The sequence below is a fragment of the Streptomyces sp. A0642 genome (assembly GCF_004795105.1).
Lineage (GTDB): Bacteria > Actinomycetota > Actinomycetes > Streptomycetales > Streptomycetaceae > Streptomyces.
The window spans coordinates 1-17044 of sequence record NZ_SSBL01000022.1; the positions used below are offsets into that span (position 1 = coordinate 1).

The window sequence follows — 17044 nt, forward strand, 5'->3', positions numbered from 1 at the left end:
CAAGGAACGGACGCTTCCTTTGTACTCACCCGCAGAACATCTTCTGGGGCTTTCCTCCGGGCGCTTCCCTTCGGTCTTGCGTTTCCGACTCTATCAGACTCTTTCGTGTCCGATTCCCGGTCGAAGCAGGTCTCGCATTTTCGCTTTCCAGTTCTTCGCTTTCACGCTTTCCCTTTCCAGCGGTTTCAACCTTACCAGACCCAGTTCGTTCCGTTTCCGGTTCGAATTTGAATTCCAGTGGCCGTTGAAAGGGCCTTGCCTTTCGGCGGATCCGACATTATCAGAAGTTCTGAGTCGGAAATCCCGCCCCTCTTGGACGCCCCCGGCGCACATGTGTGCGCGGTGCTTCCCCGTGAGGCGGAGACGTAAACGTACTGGAGCGGGGCTCCCCGATGCAAATCGGGGGCCCCGCTCCAGAGTTCGCGGCTGTCGGGGTCAGACCTCGACGACCACGGGAAGGATCATCGGACGCCGGCGGTAGGTGTCGGAGACCCACTTGCCCACCGTGCGGCGGACGAGCTGCTGGAGCTGGTGGGGCTCCATGACGCCGTCCTGCGCCGACTTGTTGAGCGCCTCTTCGACCTTGGGGACGACCGCGCTGAACACCGCGTCGTCGATGCCGGAGCCCCGGGCCTGGAAGTGGGGCCCGCCCACGATCTTGCCGGAGCTGCTGTCGACCACGATGAAGACGGAGATGATGCCCTCGTCGCCCAGGATGCGGCGGTCCTTGAGGGAGGTCTCGGTGACATCGCCGACGGAGAGACCGTCGACGTACACGTAACCGGCCTGGACCTTGCCGACGATCTTGGCCTTGCCGTCGATCAGGTCGACGACCACGCCGTCCTCGGCGATGACGATGTGATCCTTCGGGACACCGGTGAGGGCGCCCAGTTCGGCGTTGGCCCGGAGGTGGCGCCATTCGCCGTGGACCGGCATCAGGTTCTTCGGCTTGCAGATGTTGTAGAAGTACAGCAGCTCGCCGGCCGACGCGTGGCCCGAGACGTGGACCTTGGCGTTGCCCTTGTGGACGACGTTGGCGCCCCAGCGGGTCAGGCCGTTGATCACGCGGTAGACCGCGTTCTCGTTGCCCGGGATCAGCGACGACGCCAGGATGACGGTGTCACCCTGGACGATGCGGATCTGGTGGTCGCGGTTGGCCATCCGGGACAGGGCCGCCATCGGCTCACCCTGCGATCCCGTGCAGACCAGGACCACCTCGTCGTCCGGGAGGTCGTCGAGGGTCTTGACGTCGACGACCAGGCCGGCGGGGACCTTCAGGTAGCCCAGGTCACGGGCGATGCCCATGTTCCGGACCATCGAACGTCCGACGAAGGCGACCCTGCGGCCGTATTCGTGGGCCGTGTCGAGGATCTGCTGGATGCGGTGCACGTGGCTGGCGAAGCTCGCCACGATGATCCGCTTCTGCGCGTTGGCGAAGACCGTGCGCAGGACGTTCTGGATGTCCCGCTCGGGCGGGACGAAGCCGGGGACCTCGGCGTTCGTGGAGTCCGAGAGGAGAAGGTCGATGCCCTCCTCGCTCAGCCGGGCGAACGCGTGCAGGTCCGTGAGGCGGCCGTCCAGCGGGAGCTGGTCCATCTTGAAGTCGCCGGTGGCGACGGCCATGCCCGCGGGCGTGCGGATGGCGACCGCGAGGGCGTCCGGGATGGAGTGGTTGACCGCGATGAACTCGCAGTCGAAGACTCCGATGCGCTCGCGCTGCCCCTCCTTGACCTCAAGGGTGTAGGGGCGGATGCGGTGCTCCTGGAGCTTGGCCTCGATGAGCGCGAGGGTCAGCTTGGAGCCGATGAGCGGGATGTCCGGCTTCAGTCGCAGCAGATACGGGACACCACCGATGTGGTCCTCGTGTCCGTGCGTGAGGACGATGCCCTCGACGTCGTCCAGGCGGTCCCGGATGGTGGTGAAGTCCGGAAGGATCAGGTCGATTCCCGGCTGCTCCTCTTCGGGGAAGAGGACGCCGCAGTCGACGATGAGCAGGCGGCCGCCGTACTCGAAGACCGTCATGTTCCGGCCGATTTCGCCGAGGCCGCCCAGCGGGGTGACCCGCAGGCCGCCCTTCGGGAGCTTCGGCGGGGTGCCGAGTTCAGGATGCGGATGACTCAAAAGACTCTCCTTACCACGCACGCCACGTACCGCTTGGGCACGTGGCGCGCATGTCATTCGTGCACTTGCTGTTGTCTTGGGGTGTTGCTCGGTCGCGAACGTTGTCCGCGTATTCAGTTGTGAAGTCCGTGGTTACAGCTGTACCCCACCGGCAGCGAGATCGATCTTGAGCTGCGCCGTTTCCTGTGCGCTCAGTTCGACCAGCGGCAGGCGCAGCGGGCCGGCCGGAAGGCCCTGGAGGGCCAGCGCGGCCTTGGAGGTGATCACGCCCTGGGTGCGGAACATGCCCGTGAACACCGGAAGCAGCTTCTGGTGGATCTCGGTGGCCTTCTGCACGTCCCCGCCGAGGTGGGCCTCGACGAGGGCCCGCAGGTCCGGGGTGACGACGTGGCCGACGACGGAGACCAGGCCGACGGCGCCGACCGACAGGAGCGGCAGGTTCAGCATGTCGTCACCCGAGTACCAGGCCAGACCGGACTGCGCGATGGCCCAGCTCGCGCGGCCGAGGTCGCCCTTGGCGTCCTTGTTCGCCACGATGCGCGGGTGCTCGGACAGCCTGACCAGGGTCTCCGTGTCGATCGGCACACCGCTGCGGCCGGGGATGTCGTAGAGCATCACCGGCAGACCCGTGGAGTCCGCGATCGCGGTGAAGTGCCGGAGGAGGCCCTCCTGCGGCGGCTTGTTGTAGTAGGGCGTGACCGCCAGGAGGCCGTGGGCGCCGGTGCGCTCGGCCGTGCGGGCGAGCTCGACGCTGTGGCGGGTGTCGTTGGTCCCGATGCCGGCGACGATGTGCGCGCGGTCTCCGACCGCCTCCAGCACAGCCCGTACGAGCTGGTCTTTCTCCGCGTCGCTGGTGGTCGGGGACTCGCCGGTGGTGCCGTTGATGATCAGGCCGTCGTTGCCTGCGTCCACCAGATGGGTGGCGAGCCGCTGGGCGCCGTCGAGATCGAGTGCGCCGTCCGCCGTGAACGGCGTGACCATAGCGGTGAGGACCCGCCCGAAGGGGGTCTGCGGAGTGGAGATCGGAGCCATGGGTAACACGCTACTCGTTGCTCGGCGTCCATTGTTCCCTCGGGGGGACAAGCAAGAGGAGCCCGGCACTGCCTGCTCGGGGGTTCAAGCAGTGCCGGGTCCGTTTGATCAGCCTAGATGAACTTCTCGAAACGCCGCAATACGGACACCTCCTACGGGGCAACGCGTCCGTTTTTGTTGAAGGCTGCATGGGTGAGCGGCATGAGCCTCGCCCAGTGCGCCTCCATCTGCTCGCCCACCATCTCGATCTCCCGCTGCGGGAAGGACGGAACCTTCGCGAGTTCGTGCTGGGTGCGCAGGCCGAGGAAGTGCATCAGCGAGCGGGCGTTGCACGTGGCGTACATGGAGGAGAACAGGCCGACCGGGAGGACCGCGCGGGCCACCTCACGGGCGACTCCCGCCGCCAGCATCTCCTGGTAGGCCTCGTAGGAGCGGCGGTAGGACTCCTCCATCGCGCGGCTCGTAAGCGCGTGCTGCTCGGACGTGCCCTCAACGAATTCGTACTTGCCAGGGCGCCCCTGCTGGATGAGCTTGCGGGACTCCCCCGGGACGTAGAAGACCGGCTCCAGCTCCCTGTAGCGGCCCGATTCCTCGTTGTACGACCAGCCCACCCGGTGCCGCATGAACTCGCGGAACACGAAGATCGGGGCGCTGATGAAGAAGGTCATCGAGTTGTGCTCGAACGGGCTTCCGTGCCGGTCCCGCATCAGATAGTTGATGAGCCCCTTGGAGCGCTCAGGGTCCTTGGCAATCTCCTGCAAAGACTGCTCACCGGCTGTGGAGACGCGAGCGGCGAACAGCACATCGGAGTCGCCGGCGGCGGATTTCACCAGGTCAACGGTGACATCGCTGCGGAAATGGGCCTTCGTAGGCTCGGGAGTGTCGGTCACCGGCGGGGGTCCTTCCAATGGCTTCGCTCGGTCGGCGCCCACTCTACGGGCCGTGGCTTCATGCCCGATGCACCGCCCGCCCGGGGATTTCTTCGGCCAATCCGGCGATTCGGGGCACCGATCGGGCTCGCCGTGCGTCTGACTCAGTAGCACCACCCGAATCAGAGTTCAAGGAGAGTTACCTCATGTTCCGCCGGCGTGAATCCGTCCCGTTCTCGTTCGTCGCCGAGGCCGACCGATTCCGCAGTAACGTCACACCGCCCCCGCGCGAGCGTGCCTCCCTCTCCGAGAGGGCCGGAAGCATCCTGACCGGCCTCGTCGTGGTCGCGGGACTCGTCGGATCGCTGCTGCTCGGGCTGCCCGCCCTGGCCCCCGAGCAGTCGGCGCAGCACAGCCAGCAGACCGAGGCGTCACACGGGCGCTGACCCGTACGGGCCCCCTGGGGTGGTCCGGCCGGTAGCCTGCTCGGTAGCCTCACCGGGCACAGCAATCGAGCGTGCTTGTGAGTGAGGATCAGTCGTGCCCCTGCCCTTCCTGACGGCCGACCGCGCATTTGACGCGAGCGCTGAGGATGTCGCGCTGCCGTTCGACGACCACGACAGCTGGCGGCGCCCCTACCGCCCCGGTCCCTGGCGTGTGGCGGCCGCGGCCGGACTGCTGCTGCTCGCCTCGTTCATCCTGTTCGCCGGGATGATCACGGCGTTCGCGGGCGCGCTGCCCGGTGCCGGAGCGTGCCTGGCCCTGGCTCTCGCGGTGATCATCTGCGCCCTGCGGATGCTGCGGGTCGGCGCCTGGGTGAGCCGGCACGGTGTGCGCCGCGTGGGCTTCTTCCGGACGACGACCGTGCCGTGGAACCGCGCCGCCGCGGTGCGCACGGTGCAGCAGCCGGTCAAGTGGCTCGGGTTCCCGCGCACGGTGCAGGGCCAGGCCCTGATCGTGGTGCGCAAGGGCGGCGACGCGGTGCCGCCGCTCCTCACGGACTCCAACGCCGACTTCCTGGCCCGGGGTGAGGCGTTCGACAGGGCCGCCGACACGATCGAGGCGTGGGGGGACGAGTACCGAAGCGCCTAGGGTTCGTCCGGCACGCGTGTCCTCGAGCGCCGGAGAGGCTCAAGAGATGTGACCTCAGTCGCCGGACGGGCTTGATGTGCCCGTCCGGCTTGATGTGTGCCTGTACGCCTTGAGGGGCCCTGTGAGCCCGGGTGAGCCCGCCGGACCTCAGGTGCCCGGTGGGACCGCGGCGCAGGAGGGCGCCGGGGCCGGGCGGCCGTGGAGGGCGATGGCCCGTTGCATGGCCTTCCTGGCCCGGGGGGTGTCCCGGGCGTCCTGGTAGGCGACGGCGAGACGGAACCAGCAGCGCCAGTCGTCCGGCGTGTCCTCCGTCTCCTCCCGGCGGCGGGCGAACACCGCGTCGGCGGAGTCCCGGTCGATACGCCCGCTCGGGGTACGGACCAGTTCGTCGACGGGCAGGCCGCCCTCGGCGTCGAGCTCGGCGGCCAGAGCGTTGGCCCTCCGGACGAACTGGGTGTTCTTCCAGAGGAACCAGATGCCGATCGCCGGGAGGACCAGCACGGCGACCCCGAAGGTCACCGTCAGCAGCGTGCCGTGCTTGATGAGCAGGACGCCTCGGCTGCCGACCAGGAGAAAGTAGAAGACCAGGACGGCGGCGGTGACGATGTAAGTGATCTTTGCGCGCATGGCGGTGGCTCAGTCAGTTCAGGTCGAGGAAGTTTTCCAGGCCGAACGTGAGACCCGGAGTGGACACCACGCGGCGCGCTCCGAGCAGGATGCCCGGCATGAAGCTGCTGTGGTGCAGGGAGTCGTGCCGGATGGTGAGGGTCTCGCCCTCGCCGCCCAGCAGCACCTCCTGGTGGGCCAGGAGTCCGCGGAGCCGGACCGAGTGGACCGGGATCCCGTCGATGTCCGCGCCGCGCGCTCCGGCCAGTGCCGTCGCGGTGGCGTCCGGCTGGGGTGCGCAGCCCGCCTCGCGCCGGGCGTCGGCGATCAGCTGTGCGGTACGGGCGGCCGTGCCGGAAGGGGCGTCGGCCTTGTTGGGATGGTGCAGCTCGATGACCTCGACCGACTCGAAGTAGCGGGCGGCCTGCTGGGCGAACTTCATCGTGAGGACCGCGCCGATGGAGAAGTTCGGCGCGATGAGCACACCGGTCTCCGGCGAGCCGGAGAGCCAGGTGGTGAGCTGCGCGAGCCGTTCGTCGGTCCAGCCGGTGGTGCCGACCACGGCGTGCATGCCGTGCCGGACGCAGAAGTCGAGGTTGTCCATCACCGACGTGGGGGTGGTGAGCTCGACGACGACCTCGGCGCCGGAGTCCGCGAGGGTCTCCAGCTTGTCGCCGCGGCCGAGTGCGGCCACCAGTTCCATGTCGTCGGCGGCCTCGACCGCTCGTACCGCTTCGGAGCCGATACGGCCCCGGGCACCGAGTACGGCCACGCGCAGCTTGCTCATGCTTGCTTCTTTCGGGTGACTGGGCGGCTAGCGACCAGGGCTAGGCGACTGATTCGTGGAGGCGGTCGGCCTGCTTGTCCTTGAGCGGGCCGATGACGGAGAGCGAGGGCCGGTGTCCGAGGACCTCGGCCGCCACCGAGCGGACGTCGTCCGGCGTCACCTGCGCGATGCGGGCCAGCATGTCGTCGACCGACATCTGCTCGCCCCAGCACAGTTCACTCTTGCCGATCCGGTTCATCAGGGCGCCGGTGTCCTCCAGGCCGAGGACGGTGGAGCCGGAGAGCTGGCCGATGGCGCGGCTGATCTCCTCGTCGGCGAGTCCGTCCGACGCGACGCGGTCGAGCTCGTCGCGGCAGATCTTGAGGACGTCGTGGACCTGGCTGGGCCGGCAGCCCGCGTACACGCCGAAGAGTCCGCAGTCCGCGAAGCCCGAGGTGTACGAGTAGACGCTGTAGGCGAGGCCGCGCTTCTCCCGTACCTCCTGGAAGAGGCGGGAGCTCATGCCGCCGCCGAGGGCGGTGTTGAGCACGCCGAGCGCCCAGCGGCGCTCGTCGGTGCGGGCCAGTCCCGGCATGCCGAGGACGACATGGGCCTGCTCGGTCTTGCGGTTCAGCAGCTCCACCCGGCCCGCAGCGCGCAACGTGCGGGCGCCCTCGCGCGGCGTCGTCGGGACGGCGTCGGTGCGGGAGAGCGCACCGGCGCGCTCGAAGGCCCTGCGGACCTGGCGTACGACCGTGGCGTGGTCGACGTTGCCCGCCGCGGCGACGACGAGGTGCGTGGGGTCGTAGTGCTTCTTGTAGAAGCGGGCGATCTGGCCGCGGCTCAGGGCGTTGACCGTGTCGACGGTGCCGAGGACCGGGCGGCCGAGCGGGGTGTCCCCGAGCATGGTGTGCGCGAACAGGTCGTGCACGCAGTCGCCCGGGTCGTCCTCGGTCATCGCGATCTCTTCGAGGATGACGCCGCGCTCGGCGTCGACGTCCTCGGTGGCGATCAGGGAGCCGGTCAGCATGTCGCAGACGACGTCGATGGCCAGCGGCAGGTCGGTGTCGAGGACCCGCGCGTAGTAGCAGGTGTACTCCTTCGCCGTGAAGGCGTTCATCTCGCCGCCGACCGCGTCGATCGCGGACGAGATGTCGAGGGCGCTGCGCTGGGCGGTGCCCTTGAAGAGGAGGTGTTCGAGGTAGTGCGTCGCGCCGTTCAGCGTCGGGGTCTCGTCGCGTGATCCGACGTTGGCCCAGATGCCGAAGGTGGCGGAGCGTACGGAGGGCAGGGTCTCGGTGACGACGCGCAGGCCGCCGGGGAGGACCGTGCGGCGGACCGTGCCGATGCCGTTGCTGCCCTTGAGAAGCGTTTGGGTACGGGCGACGGCCCGCCCCTCCGAGGAGGGGCGGGCCGTCGTCACGGAACTACGGGACGTCACTTGTCGGTGTCGTCCTTCTCGTCGGCCTCTTCGCCCTCGATCACGGGGATGAGGGAGAGCTTGCCGCGGGAGTCGATCTCCGCGATCTCGACCTGGACCTTGGAGCCGACCGCGAGCACGTCCTCGACGTTCTCCACGCGCTTGCCACCGGCGAGCTTGCGGATCTGCGAGATGTGCAGCAGGCCGTCCTTGCCGGGCATCAGGGAGACGAACGCACCGAAGGTGGTGGTCTTGACGACCGTACCCAGGTAGCGCTCGCCGACCTCCGGCATGGTCGGGTTGGCGATCGCGTTGATCGTGGCGCGCGCGGCCTCGGCCTGCGAGCCCTGCTGGGCACCGATGTAGATGGTGCCGTCGTCCTCGATCGTGATGTCGGCGCCGGTGTCCTCCTGGATCTGGTTGATCATCTTGCCCTTGGGGCCGATGACCTCACCGATCTTGTCCACCGGGATCTTGACCGTGATGATCCGCGGGGCGTTCGGGGACATCTCGTCCGGGACGTCGATGGCCTCGTTCATCACGTCGAGGATGTGGAGGCGCGCGTCACGGGCCTGCTTCAGCGCGGCGGCCAGGACCGAGGCGGGGATGCCGTCGAGCTTGGTGTCGAGCTGGAGCGCGGTGACGAACTGCTTCGTACCGGCGACCTTAAAGTCCATGTCACCGAACGCGTCCTCGGCGCCGAGGATGTCGGTGAGGGCGACGTAGTGGGTCTTGCCGTCGATCTCCTGCGAGATCAGGCCCATGGCGATACCGGCGACGGCGGCCTTGAGGGGCACACCGGCGTTCAGCAGGGACATGGTGGAGGCGCAGACCGAGCCCATGGACGTCGAGCCGTTGGAGCCCAGCGCCTCGGAGACCTGGCGGATCGCGTAGGGGAACTCCTCGCGCGACGGCAGCACCGGCACGATGGCGCGCTCGGCGAGCGCGCCGTGGCCGATCTCGCGGCGCTTGGGCGAGCCCACGCGGCCGGTCTCACCGACGGAGTACGGCGGGAAGTTGTAGTTGTGCATGTAGCGCTTGCGGGTCACCGGGGAGAGGGTGTCCAGCTGCTGCTCCATGCGGAGCATGTTGAGGGTGGTGACGCCCAGGATCTGGGTCTCGCCACGCTCGAACAGCGCCGAGCCGTGCACGCGCGGGATGGCCTCGACCTCGGCGGCGAGCGTACGGATGTCCGTGACGCCGCGGCCGTCGATGCGGACCTTGTCCTTGATGACGCGCTCACGGACCAGCTTCTTGGTCAGCGCGCGGTAGGCGCCGGAGATCTCCTTCTCGCGGCCTTCGAAGGCCGGGAGGAGCTTCTCGCCCGCGATCTCCTTGATGCGGTCCAGCTCCGCCTCGCGCTCCTGCTTGCCGGCGATGGTGAGCGCCTTGGAGAGCTCGGTGCTGACGGCCTTGGAGAGCGCCTCCAGGACGTCGTCCTGGTAGTCGAGGAAGACCGGGAACTCGCCGGTGGGCTTGGCGGCCTTGGAGGCGAGGTCCGACTGGGCCTTGCAGAGCGCCTTGATGAAGGGCTTCGCGGCTTCGAGGCCGGCGGCGACGATCTCCTCGGTGGGAGCCTCCGCGCCGTCCGCGACGAGCTGGATCGTCTTCTCGGTGGCCTCGGCCTCGACCATCATGATCGCGACGTCGCCGTCCTCCAGGACGCGACCGGCGACCACCATGTCGAAGACGGCGTCCTCGAGCTCGGTGTGCGTCGGGAAGGCGACCCACTGGCCCTTGATCAGGGCGACGCGGGTGGCGCCGATGGGGCCGGAGAAGGGCAGGCCCGCCAGGATCGTGGAAGCCGAGGCTGCGTTGATCGCGACCACGTCGTACAGGTGGTCGGGGTTGAGCGCCATGATCGTCTCGACGATCTGGATCTCGTTGCGCAGGCCCTTCTTGAAGGAGGGGCGCAGCGGCCGGTCGATCAGGCGGCAGGTGAGGATCGCGTCCTCGGAGGGGCGGCCCTCCCGGCGGAAGAAGGAGCCGGGGATCTTGCCGGCGGCGTACTGCCGCTCCTCGACGTCCACCGTGAGGGGGAAGAAGTCGAGCTGGTCCTTGGGCCGCTTGGAAGCGGTGGTGGCCGACAGCACCATGGTGTCGTCGTCCAGGTACGCGACGGCGGAGCCTGCGGCCTGCTTGGCCAGGCGGCCCGTCTCGAAGCGGATGGTGCGGGTGCCGAAGGTTCCGTTGTCGATAACGGCCTCGGCGTAGTGGGTCTCGTTCTCCACTAGTGATTTCTCCATACTCGTCGTCTTTCGTCCTGTCGCCCGTGTGGCGCAGGACGGTGCGGAGAAGCGCACCGTGTGTGCGGGGCCGGTCTTCGATCGAAGCTCCCGGGCGTTGTCCCGGGGGCCACTACCGAGGACCGGCGGCGGCCGTGGCGCGCCTCTCCTCGTCTGTTGTCGTACGTCCAGGTTACTGAGGTTGACCCCGGTACCGCACGTACGGCAAAGGGAGCGGGCCCACTAGAGGTGGGAACCGCTCCCTTTCACAGCGTGCTTACTTGGCGCCGCCGGCCGCGCCACGGCGGATGCCGAGGCGGTCGACGAGCGCACGGAAGCGCTGGATGTCCTTCTTGGCCAGGTACTGCAGGAGGCGGCGACGCTGGCCGACCAGGATCAGCAGACCACGACGGGAGTGGTGGTCGTGCTTGTGCGTCTTGAGGTGCTCCGTCAGGTCCGAGATACGGCGCGAAAGCATGGCGACCTGAACCTCGGGGGAACCGGTGTCGCCCTCCTTCTGCGCGAACTCGGTCATGATCTGCTTCTTCGTAGCGGCGTCGAGCGGCACGCGGTACTCCTCTTGGTCTTCGATGCGCCCACGAGTGCCCCTGGTCTTGATCTCAGGGGAGCTTGAGTGACTCGGGAGCGAAGGTCCGATGAGCGCAGCTCCCAGAGTCAACCGGGAACGCGTACACAAACGGCCACCGCCAGACTACCAGCCGCCGGACGCGGCCCCTGACGGGCCTCAGCCGGTGAGGGCCCTCGCGCGCGCGAAGACGTCGAGGACCGCCAGGCAGAGCGGGACCAGGGAGAGCAGGAGGGCGCTCTCCGTGAGGTCCAGGGCCCGGCCCCAGAAGGGGGAGAGTCCCTTGCGGGGCACGATCAGGCCGGCCGCTGTCAGCAGGGCCGCACCGGCGGCGACGGCCGCGGAGAGCCAGACGGTACGGAGGTCGAGGGAGCCGCGGTCTCCGTACTGGACGAGTGCCGCGACCAGGTCGGCGGGCGGGTGCAGAGCGAGGCCGAGGATGAGCAGGGCGAGGGCGCCGAGCCCCGCCGCGAGCACGCAGACGACCTGCGAGGTGTAGCGGAAGAGCCGGGCGCGCAGCAGCATGGCCAGGCCGGTGGCCAGGGCGAGGAGCTGGGCCCAGGTGTCGCCGGAGAAGCCGAGCACCGCGGCGGACGCGACGACGAGGGCCGCGCAGCCGGCGACGAGACCGAGCAGGAGTTCGTGGCCGCGCCGCGCCCGCCCGGCGATGTACGCGGCGTCGACGGGGGCGTCCCGGTGGCCGGCGTCCGGGTCGGCGGAGGGACCGGCGCAGGTGTCGTCGTAGCCGGTCGGCGCGGTGCGCTGCGGGGTGTATCCGATGGGGAGCCGGGCGAACCGGGCCGAGAGGCCGGGCAGGAACGCGACGAGCCCGATGGCGGCCGGGGCGCAGACGGCGGCCGCCGAGGCGGCCGAGGACTCGGTGAGGATCGCGGCGAAGGAGGCCAGGGTGCCCGCGGTGGCGAGCAGGACGGCGGCGACGAACGGGGCGTCGCCGCCCGGAGTGACCGCGACCAGGGCCACCGAGGCGACCAGCACCGCGACGCAGCCGAGCAGGAGCTGGAGTCTGCCCGGTCCCTGTCCTGCGTCCGGGCCGAGGATGCCGGAGCCCGCGAGGAGGACCAGGGGCAGCCCGCCGAGGCCGAGCGCGGCGGCCGTGCCCCGGTCCCCGTAGACACGCGCCCGGACCCCCGCGAAGGCGGTGAGCAGGACGCCGGCGGCGCCCGCGACGATGCCGGGCAGGCCGTGCATGTCGTGGCGGACCGGGTCGGCGGACCAGAGGACGAAGCCGAGCAGGACGAGCAGGGTCGCGGCGGCCGCCGGGCCGGCGCCGCGCAGCAGGTCGTCGCTCCACAGGTGGCGGTCGCGGGCGACGGCGGAGGCGACGGCGTCCGGGACGTCGTCGAACACGGCGGGCGGCAGTGATTCGGCGAACGGACGCAGGGAGAGGATCTCGCCGTCGAGCACCTGCTGGGCGGCCAGCGTGCGGGCCCCGTCGAGGACGGTGCCGTCGCGTCGTACGAGGTGGTGTCCGGTGGGGGTGGCGACGGGCTGGGTCCGGCCGGTGAGGCGGAGGATCTCCGGGCAGATGTCGGCGACGGCGAGGTCCTCCGGCAGGGCGACGTCGATCCGGCTGTCGGGGGCCACGACGGTGACGCGGCAGAAACCGGTCGCTGCGGTCGTACTCACGTGTGCTGGTCCCCCCGGTCGGCGGCTGCGCGCGGATGCGGGTCCGGTCCCCCGGTTTCGCGGTCGCGCACGATGCGCGCGCCACCCTACCGGGGCGGTGGATCCCGGCGGTCCGGGCGCGGGAACGCGCAATCCCGGCCGGGGTCCGGGAAGTAGGATCGCGGTCGCGCGGAGGCCAGTCCGCGGGCGGAGGCAGCCACGGGGGCGCCGGTGCGGGGCCGCCCGGCCCCCGGCCCGTCCGTACCGAGGGATTGATGCACCGGTGAGCCAGATCGTCGTGAAGCGTCCGCCGCGGGCCCTGCCGCCGGAACTGCCTGCGGACGGGCTGGTGTTGAAGGCTCCTCCGCTGCTGCCGCGCGGGCAGCGCGAGGGCTTGCTGATGCAGGTCCTGCCGGTGCTCGGCATGGGTTCCTCGGTGGTCTTCTTCTTCTCGCCGCAGGCGCCGCCGTTCATGCGGATCATGGGTGTGCTGATGCTGGTGTCGACGCTCGCCATGGTGGCCGCCCAGCTGGTCCGGCACCGGCGCGGGACGCAGGGACAGCTGGCGGACGCCCGCCGCGACTACCTCGCGTACCTGGCGCAGATCAGGCGTACGGTGCGCCGGACGGCGCGCGCCCAGCGTGATGCGCAGTGGTATCTGCATCCCGCCCCGGACCAGCTGTGGTCGGTGGTGGCGGAGGGCGCCCGGGTCTGGGAACGGCGGGCCGGTGACGCCGACTTCGGGCAGGTGCGGATCGGGCTCGGGGTTCAGGGCCTGTCGACACCCCTGTCGGCGCCGGAGAGCGATCCGGCCGAGGAGCCGGAGCCGGTGTGCGCGGGTGCGCTGCGGCGGTTCCTGGCGGCGCACAGTGCGCTGGACGGGCTCCCGGTGGCGTTCCCGGTGCGGGCGTTCCCCCGGGTGGCGGTGTGCGGTCCGCCGGAGTCGGCGCGGTCGGCCGCACGGGCGATGGTGGCCCAGTTGGTGACGCTGCACGCGCCGGACGATCTGGTGGTCGCCGTGGTGGCGGGCCCGGAGGCGGTGGGGCACTGGGAGTGGACGAAGTGGCTGCCGCACACGCAGGTGCCGGGGCAGGCCGACGGGGCGGGCTCGAAGCGGCTGTTCGTGGCGGACCCGGCCGATCTGGAGCCGTTGCTCGCGGACCGGCTGGAGGGACGGCCGCGGTTCGGCCGGGAGGGCGGGCCCCTGTCGGACCAGCCGCACATCGTGGTGGTGGTGGACGGGGGCCGGACGGGGCCGGTGCCTGGGGGGCCGGAGGGAGTGCAGGGCGTGACCGTCGTCGAGGTGGTGGAAGGTGAACCCCCCGCATCCCGTGGCGGGCTCACGGTGAGGGTGCGGCCGGGGCTGCTGCGGCTGGAGCCGGGGGCGGGTGCGGCGTACGAGGGCGTACCGGACGGCCTTTCGCTGCCGGCGGCCGAGGCGCTGGCCCGGCAGCTGGCGCCGCTGCGGACGGGCGGCGGAAAGGACGGTGAACCGCTGCTCTCCGACCTGGACTTCACCGAACTGCTGGACCTAGGCGACGCGGACGCCGTCGACGTCGCGCGCACCTGGCGGCCGCGGCCGGCCTCGGAGCGGCTGCGGGTGCCGATCGGTGTCGGCGAGGACGGTCTGCCGGTGATGCTGGACCTCAAGGAGGCGGCGCAGGACGGCATGGGGCCGCACGGGCTGTGCGTCGGCGCGACGGGCTCCGGCAAGTCGGAGCTGCTGCGGACGCTGGTGCTGGGCCTCGCGGTCACGCACTCCTCCGAGACGCTGAACTTCGTGCTCGCGGACTTCAAGGGCGGGGCGACGTTCAGCGGTATGGCGCAGCTGCCGCACGTGGCCGCGGTCATCACCAACCTGGCCGACGACCTGGCTCTCGTGGACCGGATGGGCGACGCGATCCGCGGTGAGCTCCAGCGCCGGCAGGAGCTGCTGCGTTCTGCGGGCAACTACGCGGGGGTCCACGACTACGAGAAGGCCCGGGCGGCAGGTGCGGCGCTGGAGCCGCTGGCCTCGCTGGTGCTGGTGATCGACGAGTTCTCCGAACTGCTCACCGCGAAGCCCGACTTCATCGACATGTTCCTCCAGATCGGCCGCATCGGCCGTTCGCTGGGCGTGCATCTGCTGCTGGCGTCGCAGCGCCTGGAGGAGGGCCGCCTGCGCGGGCTGGACACGTATCTCTCGTACCGGATCGGGCTGCGGACGTTCTCGGCCGCGGAGTCGCGGACGGCGCTCGGGATCCCGGACGCGTACCACCTGCCGTCGGTGCCGGGGTCGGGCTACCTCAAGTCCGGTACGGAGGAGATGACGCGGTTCAAGGCGGCGTACGTGTCGGGGGCGTACCGTGCGGGCGGTCGGGCGCCGGCGGCGGGGCAGGCGCCTGCCGCGCGGCGGGCGGCCCTGTTCCGTGCGATGCCGGTCCCCGTGCCGGAGGCGGACGGCGCGTCTCCGGCCGGGCCGGCGCCGGGGCGGGAGGACGCCTTCGCCGAGACGGTGCTGGACGTGGTCGTGCGGCGACTGGAGGGTCGGGGGGTGCCGGCCCATCAGGTGTGGCTGCCGCCCCTGGACCGGGCTCCCGCGCTGGACCAGCTGCTGCCCGGGCTCGCACCCGCCGCGGGGCGCGGGTTCACCGCCACGGAGTACACCCGGCCCGGCGGGCTGACGGTCCCGCTCGGTCTGGTCGACAAGCCGTTCGAGCAGCGGCGCGAGGTGCTGTACCGCGACTTCTCGGGGGCGGCGGGGCATCTGATGGTGGTCGGCGGGCCGCGGTCGGGCAAGTCGACGCTGCTGCGGACGCTCATCGCCTCGTTCGCGCTCACGCACACACCCGGGGAAGTGCAGTTCTACGGGCTCGACTTCGGTGGCGGCGGGCTCGCCCCGGTGGCGGAGCTGCCGCACGTGGGCCAGATCGCCTCGCGACTGGACCCGGAGCGGGTGCGGCGCACGGTCGCGGAGGTGGCGGGGGTGCTGGCCCGGCGCGAGGAGTTCTTCCGGGCCCGGGGCATCGACTCCATCGCGGCCTACCGGCGCGGGCGGGCTCTCGGCGAGCTGCCCGACGAGGCGTGGGGGGACGTGTTCCTGGTCATCGACGGCTGGGGCGGGTTCCGTGCCGAGTACGAGTCGCTGGAACCGGTCGTCACGGACATCGCCGCACGCGGTCTCGGCTACGGGGTCCATGTGGTGCTCTCGGCGGCGCGGTACATGGAGGTGCGGGCGGCGCTCAAGGACCAGATCCTCGGGCGGCTCGAACTGCGCCTCGGCGACGTCATGGACTCCGAGTTCGACCGGAAGGTGGCGGCCCGGGTGCCGGCCGGGGTGCCGGGCCGCGGCCAGGTGGCGGAGAAGCTGCACTTCATGGCCGCGCTGCCGCGCATCGACTCGGTGACCGACGCGACGGGCCTCGCCGGCGCGACCGCCGCGCTCGTCGGAACGGTGCGCGCCGACTGGCCCGGCCCGCCGGCGCCTTCCGTACGGCTGCTCCCGCTGAAACTGCCGGCGGAGCGGTTGCCGAAGGGGTTCGAGTTCCCGGACCGGGGCGTCGCGATCGGGATCGCCGAGACGGATCTGGAACCGGTGTTCGTCGACTTCGACACCGACCCGTTCTTCCTGGTCTTCGGCGAGAGCGAGTCGGGCAAGACCAATCTGCTGCGTCTGATCACGAAGCAGATCGCGGAGCGGTACTCCCCCGATGAGGCGAAGTTCGTCGTCGGGGACTACCGGCGGGGGCTGCTGGGCGCCTTGCCGGAGAGCCATCTGCTGGAGTACGCGCCGACGGCGGACGCCCTGGGGCGGCACATGGAGGCGCTGGCCGGTGTCTTCGCCCGGCGGCAGCCCCCGGCGGACGTGACACCGCGGCAGTTGCGGGACCGGAGCTGGTGGACCGGTCCGCGGATCTTCATCGTCGTCGACGACTACGACCTGGTCGCGACGGGCGCGGGCGGCCCGCTGGCCCCGTTGGCGGAGTATCTGCCGTTCGCCCGGGACACCGGGGTGCGCTTCGTGATCGCACGCAGTTCGGCGGGGGCGTCGCGTGCGATGTACGAGACGTTCATGCAGCGGATCAAGGAGCTGGGGGCGCAGGGCGTGGTGCTGTCCGGCAACCCGGCGGAGGGGGACCTCATCGGGGCGGTGCGCGGGCATCCGATGCCGCCGGGGCGCGGGTACTTCGCCACCCGGCGGCGGGGCAGTGCGCTGGTGCAGACGGGCAGGCTCCCGGAGCGGCCGTGAGAGCCGGCGACAGCCGCGCGCGGCGTCACGGAAGCACAGACGGGCGCCGTTCGCCGGGAGTTCGGCGACCTGGCCAAAGGCCGCGGCGGGGCCTGTACGGTGCCGTGCAGAGCCACGTACGGAGAGGAACCGTTGACCATGGGAACGCAGGCGGAGAAGGACGAGCTGTACGCACTCGACATCTCGGGGGTGGAATGGCTGAGCGCGCCCGGCACCGAGGAGGCGGAGGAGCGCGTGGAGATCGCGCACCTTCCGGGCGGGGCCGTGGCGATGCGGTCCTCGCTGGATCCGGAGACCGTGCTGCGGTACACGGAGGCGGAGTGGCGTGCGTTCGTGCTGGGGGCCCGGGACGGCGAGTTCGACCTGACGTAGGTCTGGGCGGCGTGCGGGAGGGGCACGCGCACCGGAACGTGCTCCCCGCACAGCGGGGAGGGGCACGTTCGAGTGAACATGCCCCTCCTGCGGCACGCGGC

At 70.6% G+C, this 17044-nt stretch carries 13 protein-coding genes; 4 read left to right on the forward strand and 9 right to left on the reverse strand.

Annotated features, from left to right (window positions below):
• Window positions 1-435 precede the first annotated feature (435 nt).
• From E6R60_RS28265 to thyX, 3 genes are all read right to left on the reverse strand, one after another.
• Complete coding sequence (locus E6R60_RS28265) at window positions 436-2121, reverse strand: ribonuclease J (protein ID WP_136329524.1); 1686 nt, start codon at window positions 2119-2121, stop codon at window positions 436-438.
• 132 nt (window positions 2122-2253) lie between these two features.
• Window positions 2254-3153: a 4-hydroxy-tetrahydrodipicolinate synthase gene (gene dapA / locus E6R60_RS28270; protein WP_136329525.1), complete on the reverse strand. Its 900-nt coding sequence runs from the start codon at window positions 3151-3153 to the stop codon at window positions 2254-2256.
• Window positions 3154-3305: 152 nt separating this feature from the next.
• Complete coding sequence (gene thyX / locus E6R60_RS28275; RefSeq protein ID WP_136329526.1) at window positions 3306-4043, reverse strand: FAD-dependent thymidylate synthase; 738 nt, start codon at window positions 4041-4043, stop codon at window positions 3306-3308.
• Between the two features lie 185 nt (window positions 4044-4228).
• Between thyX and E6R60_RS28280 the strand changes: the two genes are divergently transcribed.
• A complete protein-coding gene (locus tag E6R60_RS28280) occupies window positions 4229-4468 on the forward strand; it encodes a hypothetical protein (RefSeq protein ID WP_136329527.1) in 240 nt (79 codons plus the stop codon).
• Between the two features lie 94 nt (window positions 4469-4562).
• Window positions 4563-5114, forward strand: coding sequence for a hypothetical protein (locus E6R60_RS28285; protein WP_136329528.1), 552 nt, complete (start codon window positions 4563-4565; stop codon window positions 5112-5114).
• Window positions 5115-5261: 147 nt separating this feature from the next.
• Here E6R60_RS28285 and E6R60_RS28290 read toward each other — a convergent pair whose 3' ends face one another.
• From E6R60_RS28290 to eccD, 6 genes are all read right to left on the reverse strand, one after another.
• Window positions 5262-5741, reverse strand: coding sequence for a tetratricopeptide repeat protein (locus E6R60_RS28290; RefSeq protein ID WP_136329529.1), 480 nt, complete (start codon window positions 5739-5741; stop codon window positions 5262-5264).
• Window positions 5742-5754: 13 nt separating this feature from the next.
• On the reverse strand, window positions 5755-6507 hold the full coding sequence (gene dapB / locus E6R60_RS28295; RefSeq protein WP_136329530.1) for a 4-hydroxy-tetrahydrodipicolinate reductase: 753 nt from the start codon (window positions 6505-6507) through the stop codon (window positions 5755-5757).
• A 40-nt stretch (window positions 6508-6547) separates the two neighbouring features.
• Complete coding sequence (locus E6R60_RS28300) at window positions 6548-7927, reverse strand: pitrilysin family protein (protein ID WP_136329531.1); 1380 nt, start codon at window positions 7925-7927, stop codon at window positions 6548-6550.
• A complete protein-coding gene (locus E6R60_RS28305) occupies window positions 7924-10137 on the reverse strand; it encodes a polyribonucleotide nucleotidyltransferase (RefSeq protein WP_136329613.1) in 2214 nt (737 codons plus the stop codon). The genes E6R60_RS28300 and E6R60_RS28305 overlap by 4 nt, the downstream gene beginning before the upstream one ends.
• A 271-nt stretch (window positions 10138-10408) precedes the next feature.
• On the reverse strand, window positions 10409-10699 hold the full coding sequence (gene rpsO / locus E6R60_RS28310) for a 30S ribosomal protein S15 (RefSeq protein WP_018551846.1): 291 nt from the start codon (window positions 10697-10699) through the stop codon (window positions 10409-10411).
• A gap of 177 nt (window positions 10700-10876) precedes the next feature.
• On the reverse strand, window positions 10877-12364 hold the full coding sequence (gene eccD, locus E6R60_RS28315; protein WP_136329532.1) for a type VII secretion integral membrane protein EccD: 1488 nt from the start codon (window positions 12362-12364) through the stop codon (window positions 10877-10879).
• A gap of 262 nt (window positions 12365-12626) precedes the next feature.
• Between eccD and eccCa the strand changes: the two genes are divergently transcribed.
• Complete coding sequence (gene eccCa, locus E6R60_RS28320; protein ID WP_136329533.1) at window positions 12627-16571, forward strand: type VII secretion protein EccCa; 3945 nt, start codon at window positions 12627-12629, stop codon at window positions 16569-16571.
• A gap of 138 nt (window positions 16572-16709) precedes the next feature.
• Window positions 16710-16943 carry a DUF397 domain-containing protein gene (locus E6R60_RS28325; protein ID WP_123462661.1) on the forward strand — a complete coding sequence of 78 codons (234 nt, stop codon included), beginning with the start codon at window positions 16710-16712 and terminating at the stop codon, window positions 16941-16943.
• Window positions 16944-17044 lie beyond the last annotated feature (101 nt).

Excerpts from the sequence above, each read along its gene's own strand:
- E6R60_RS28290 (WP_136329529.1), bottom strand. The coding sequence starts at position 5,741 with ATGCGCGCAAAGATCACTTACATCGTCACCGCCGCCGTCCTGGTCTTC.
- E6R60_RS28280 (WP_136329527.1), top strand. The coding sequence starts at position 4,229 with ATGTTCCGCCGGCGTGAATCCGTCCCGTTCTCGTTCGTCGCCGAGGCC.
- dapB (WP_136329530.1), bottom strand. The coding sequence starts at position 6,507 with ATGAGCAAGCTGCGCGTGGCCGTACTCGGTGCCCGGGGCCGTATCGGC.
- E6R60_RS28325 (WP_123462661.1), top strand. The coding sequence starts at position 16,710 with ATGGGAACGCAGGCGGAGAAGGACGAGCTGTACGCACTCGACATCTCG.
- dapA (WP_136329525.1), bottom strand. The coding sequence starts at position 3,153 with ATGGCTCCGATCTCCACTCCGCAGACCCCCTTCGGGCGGGTCCTCACC.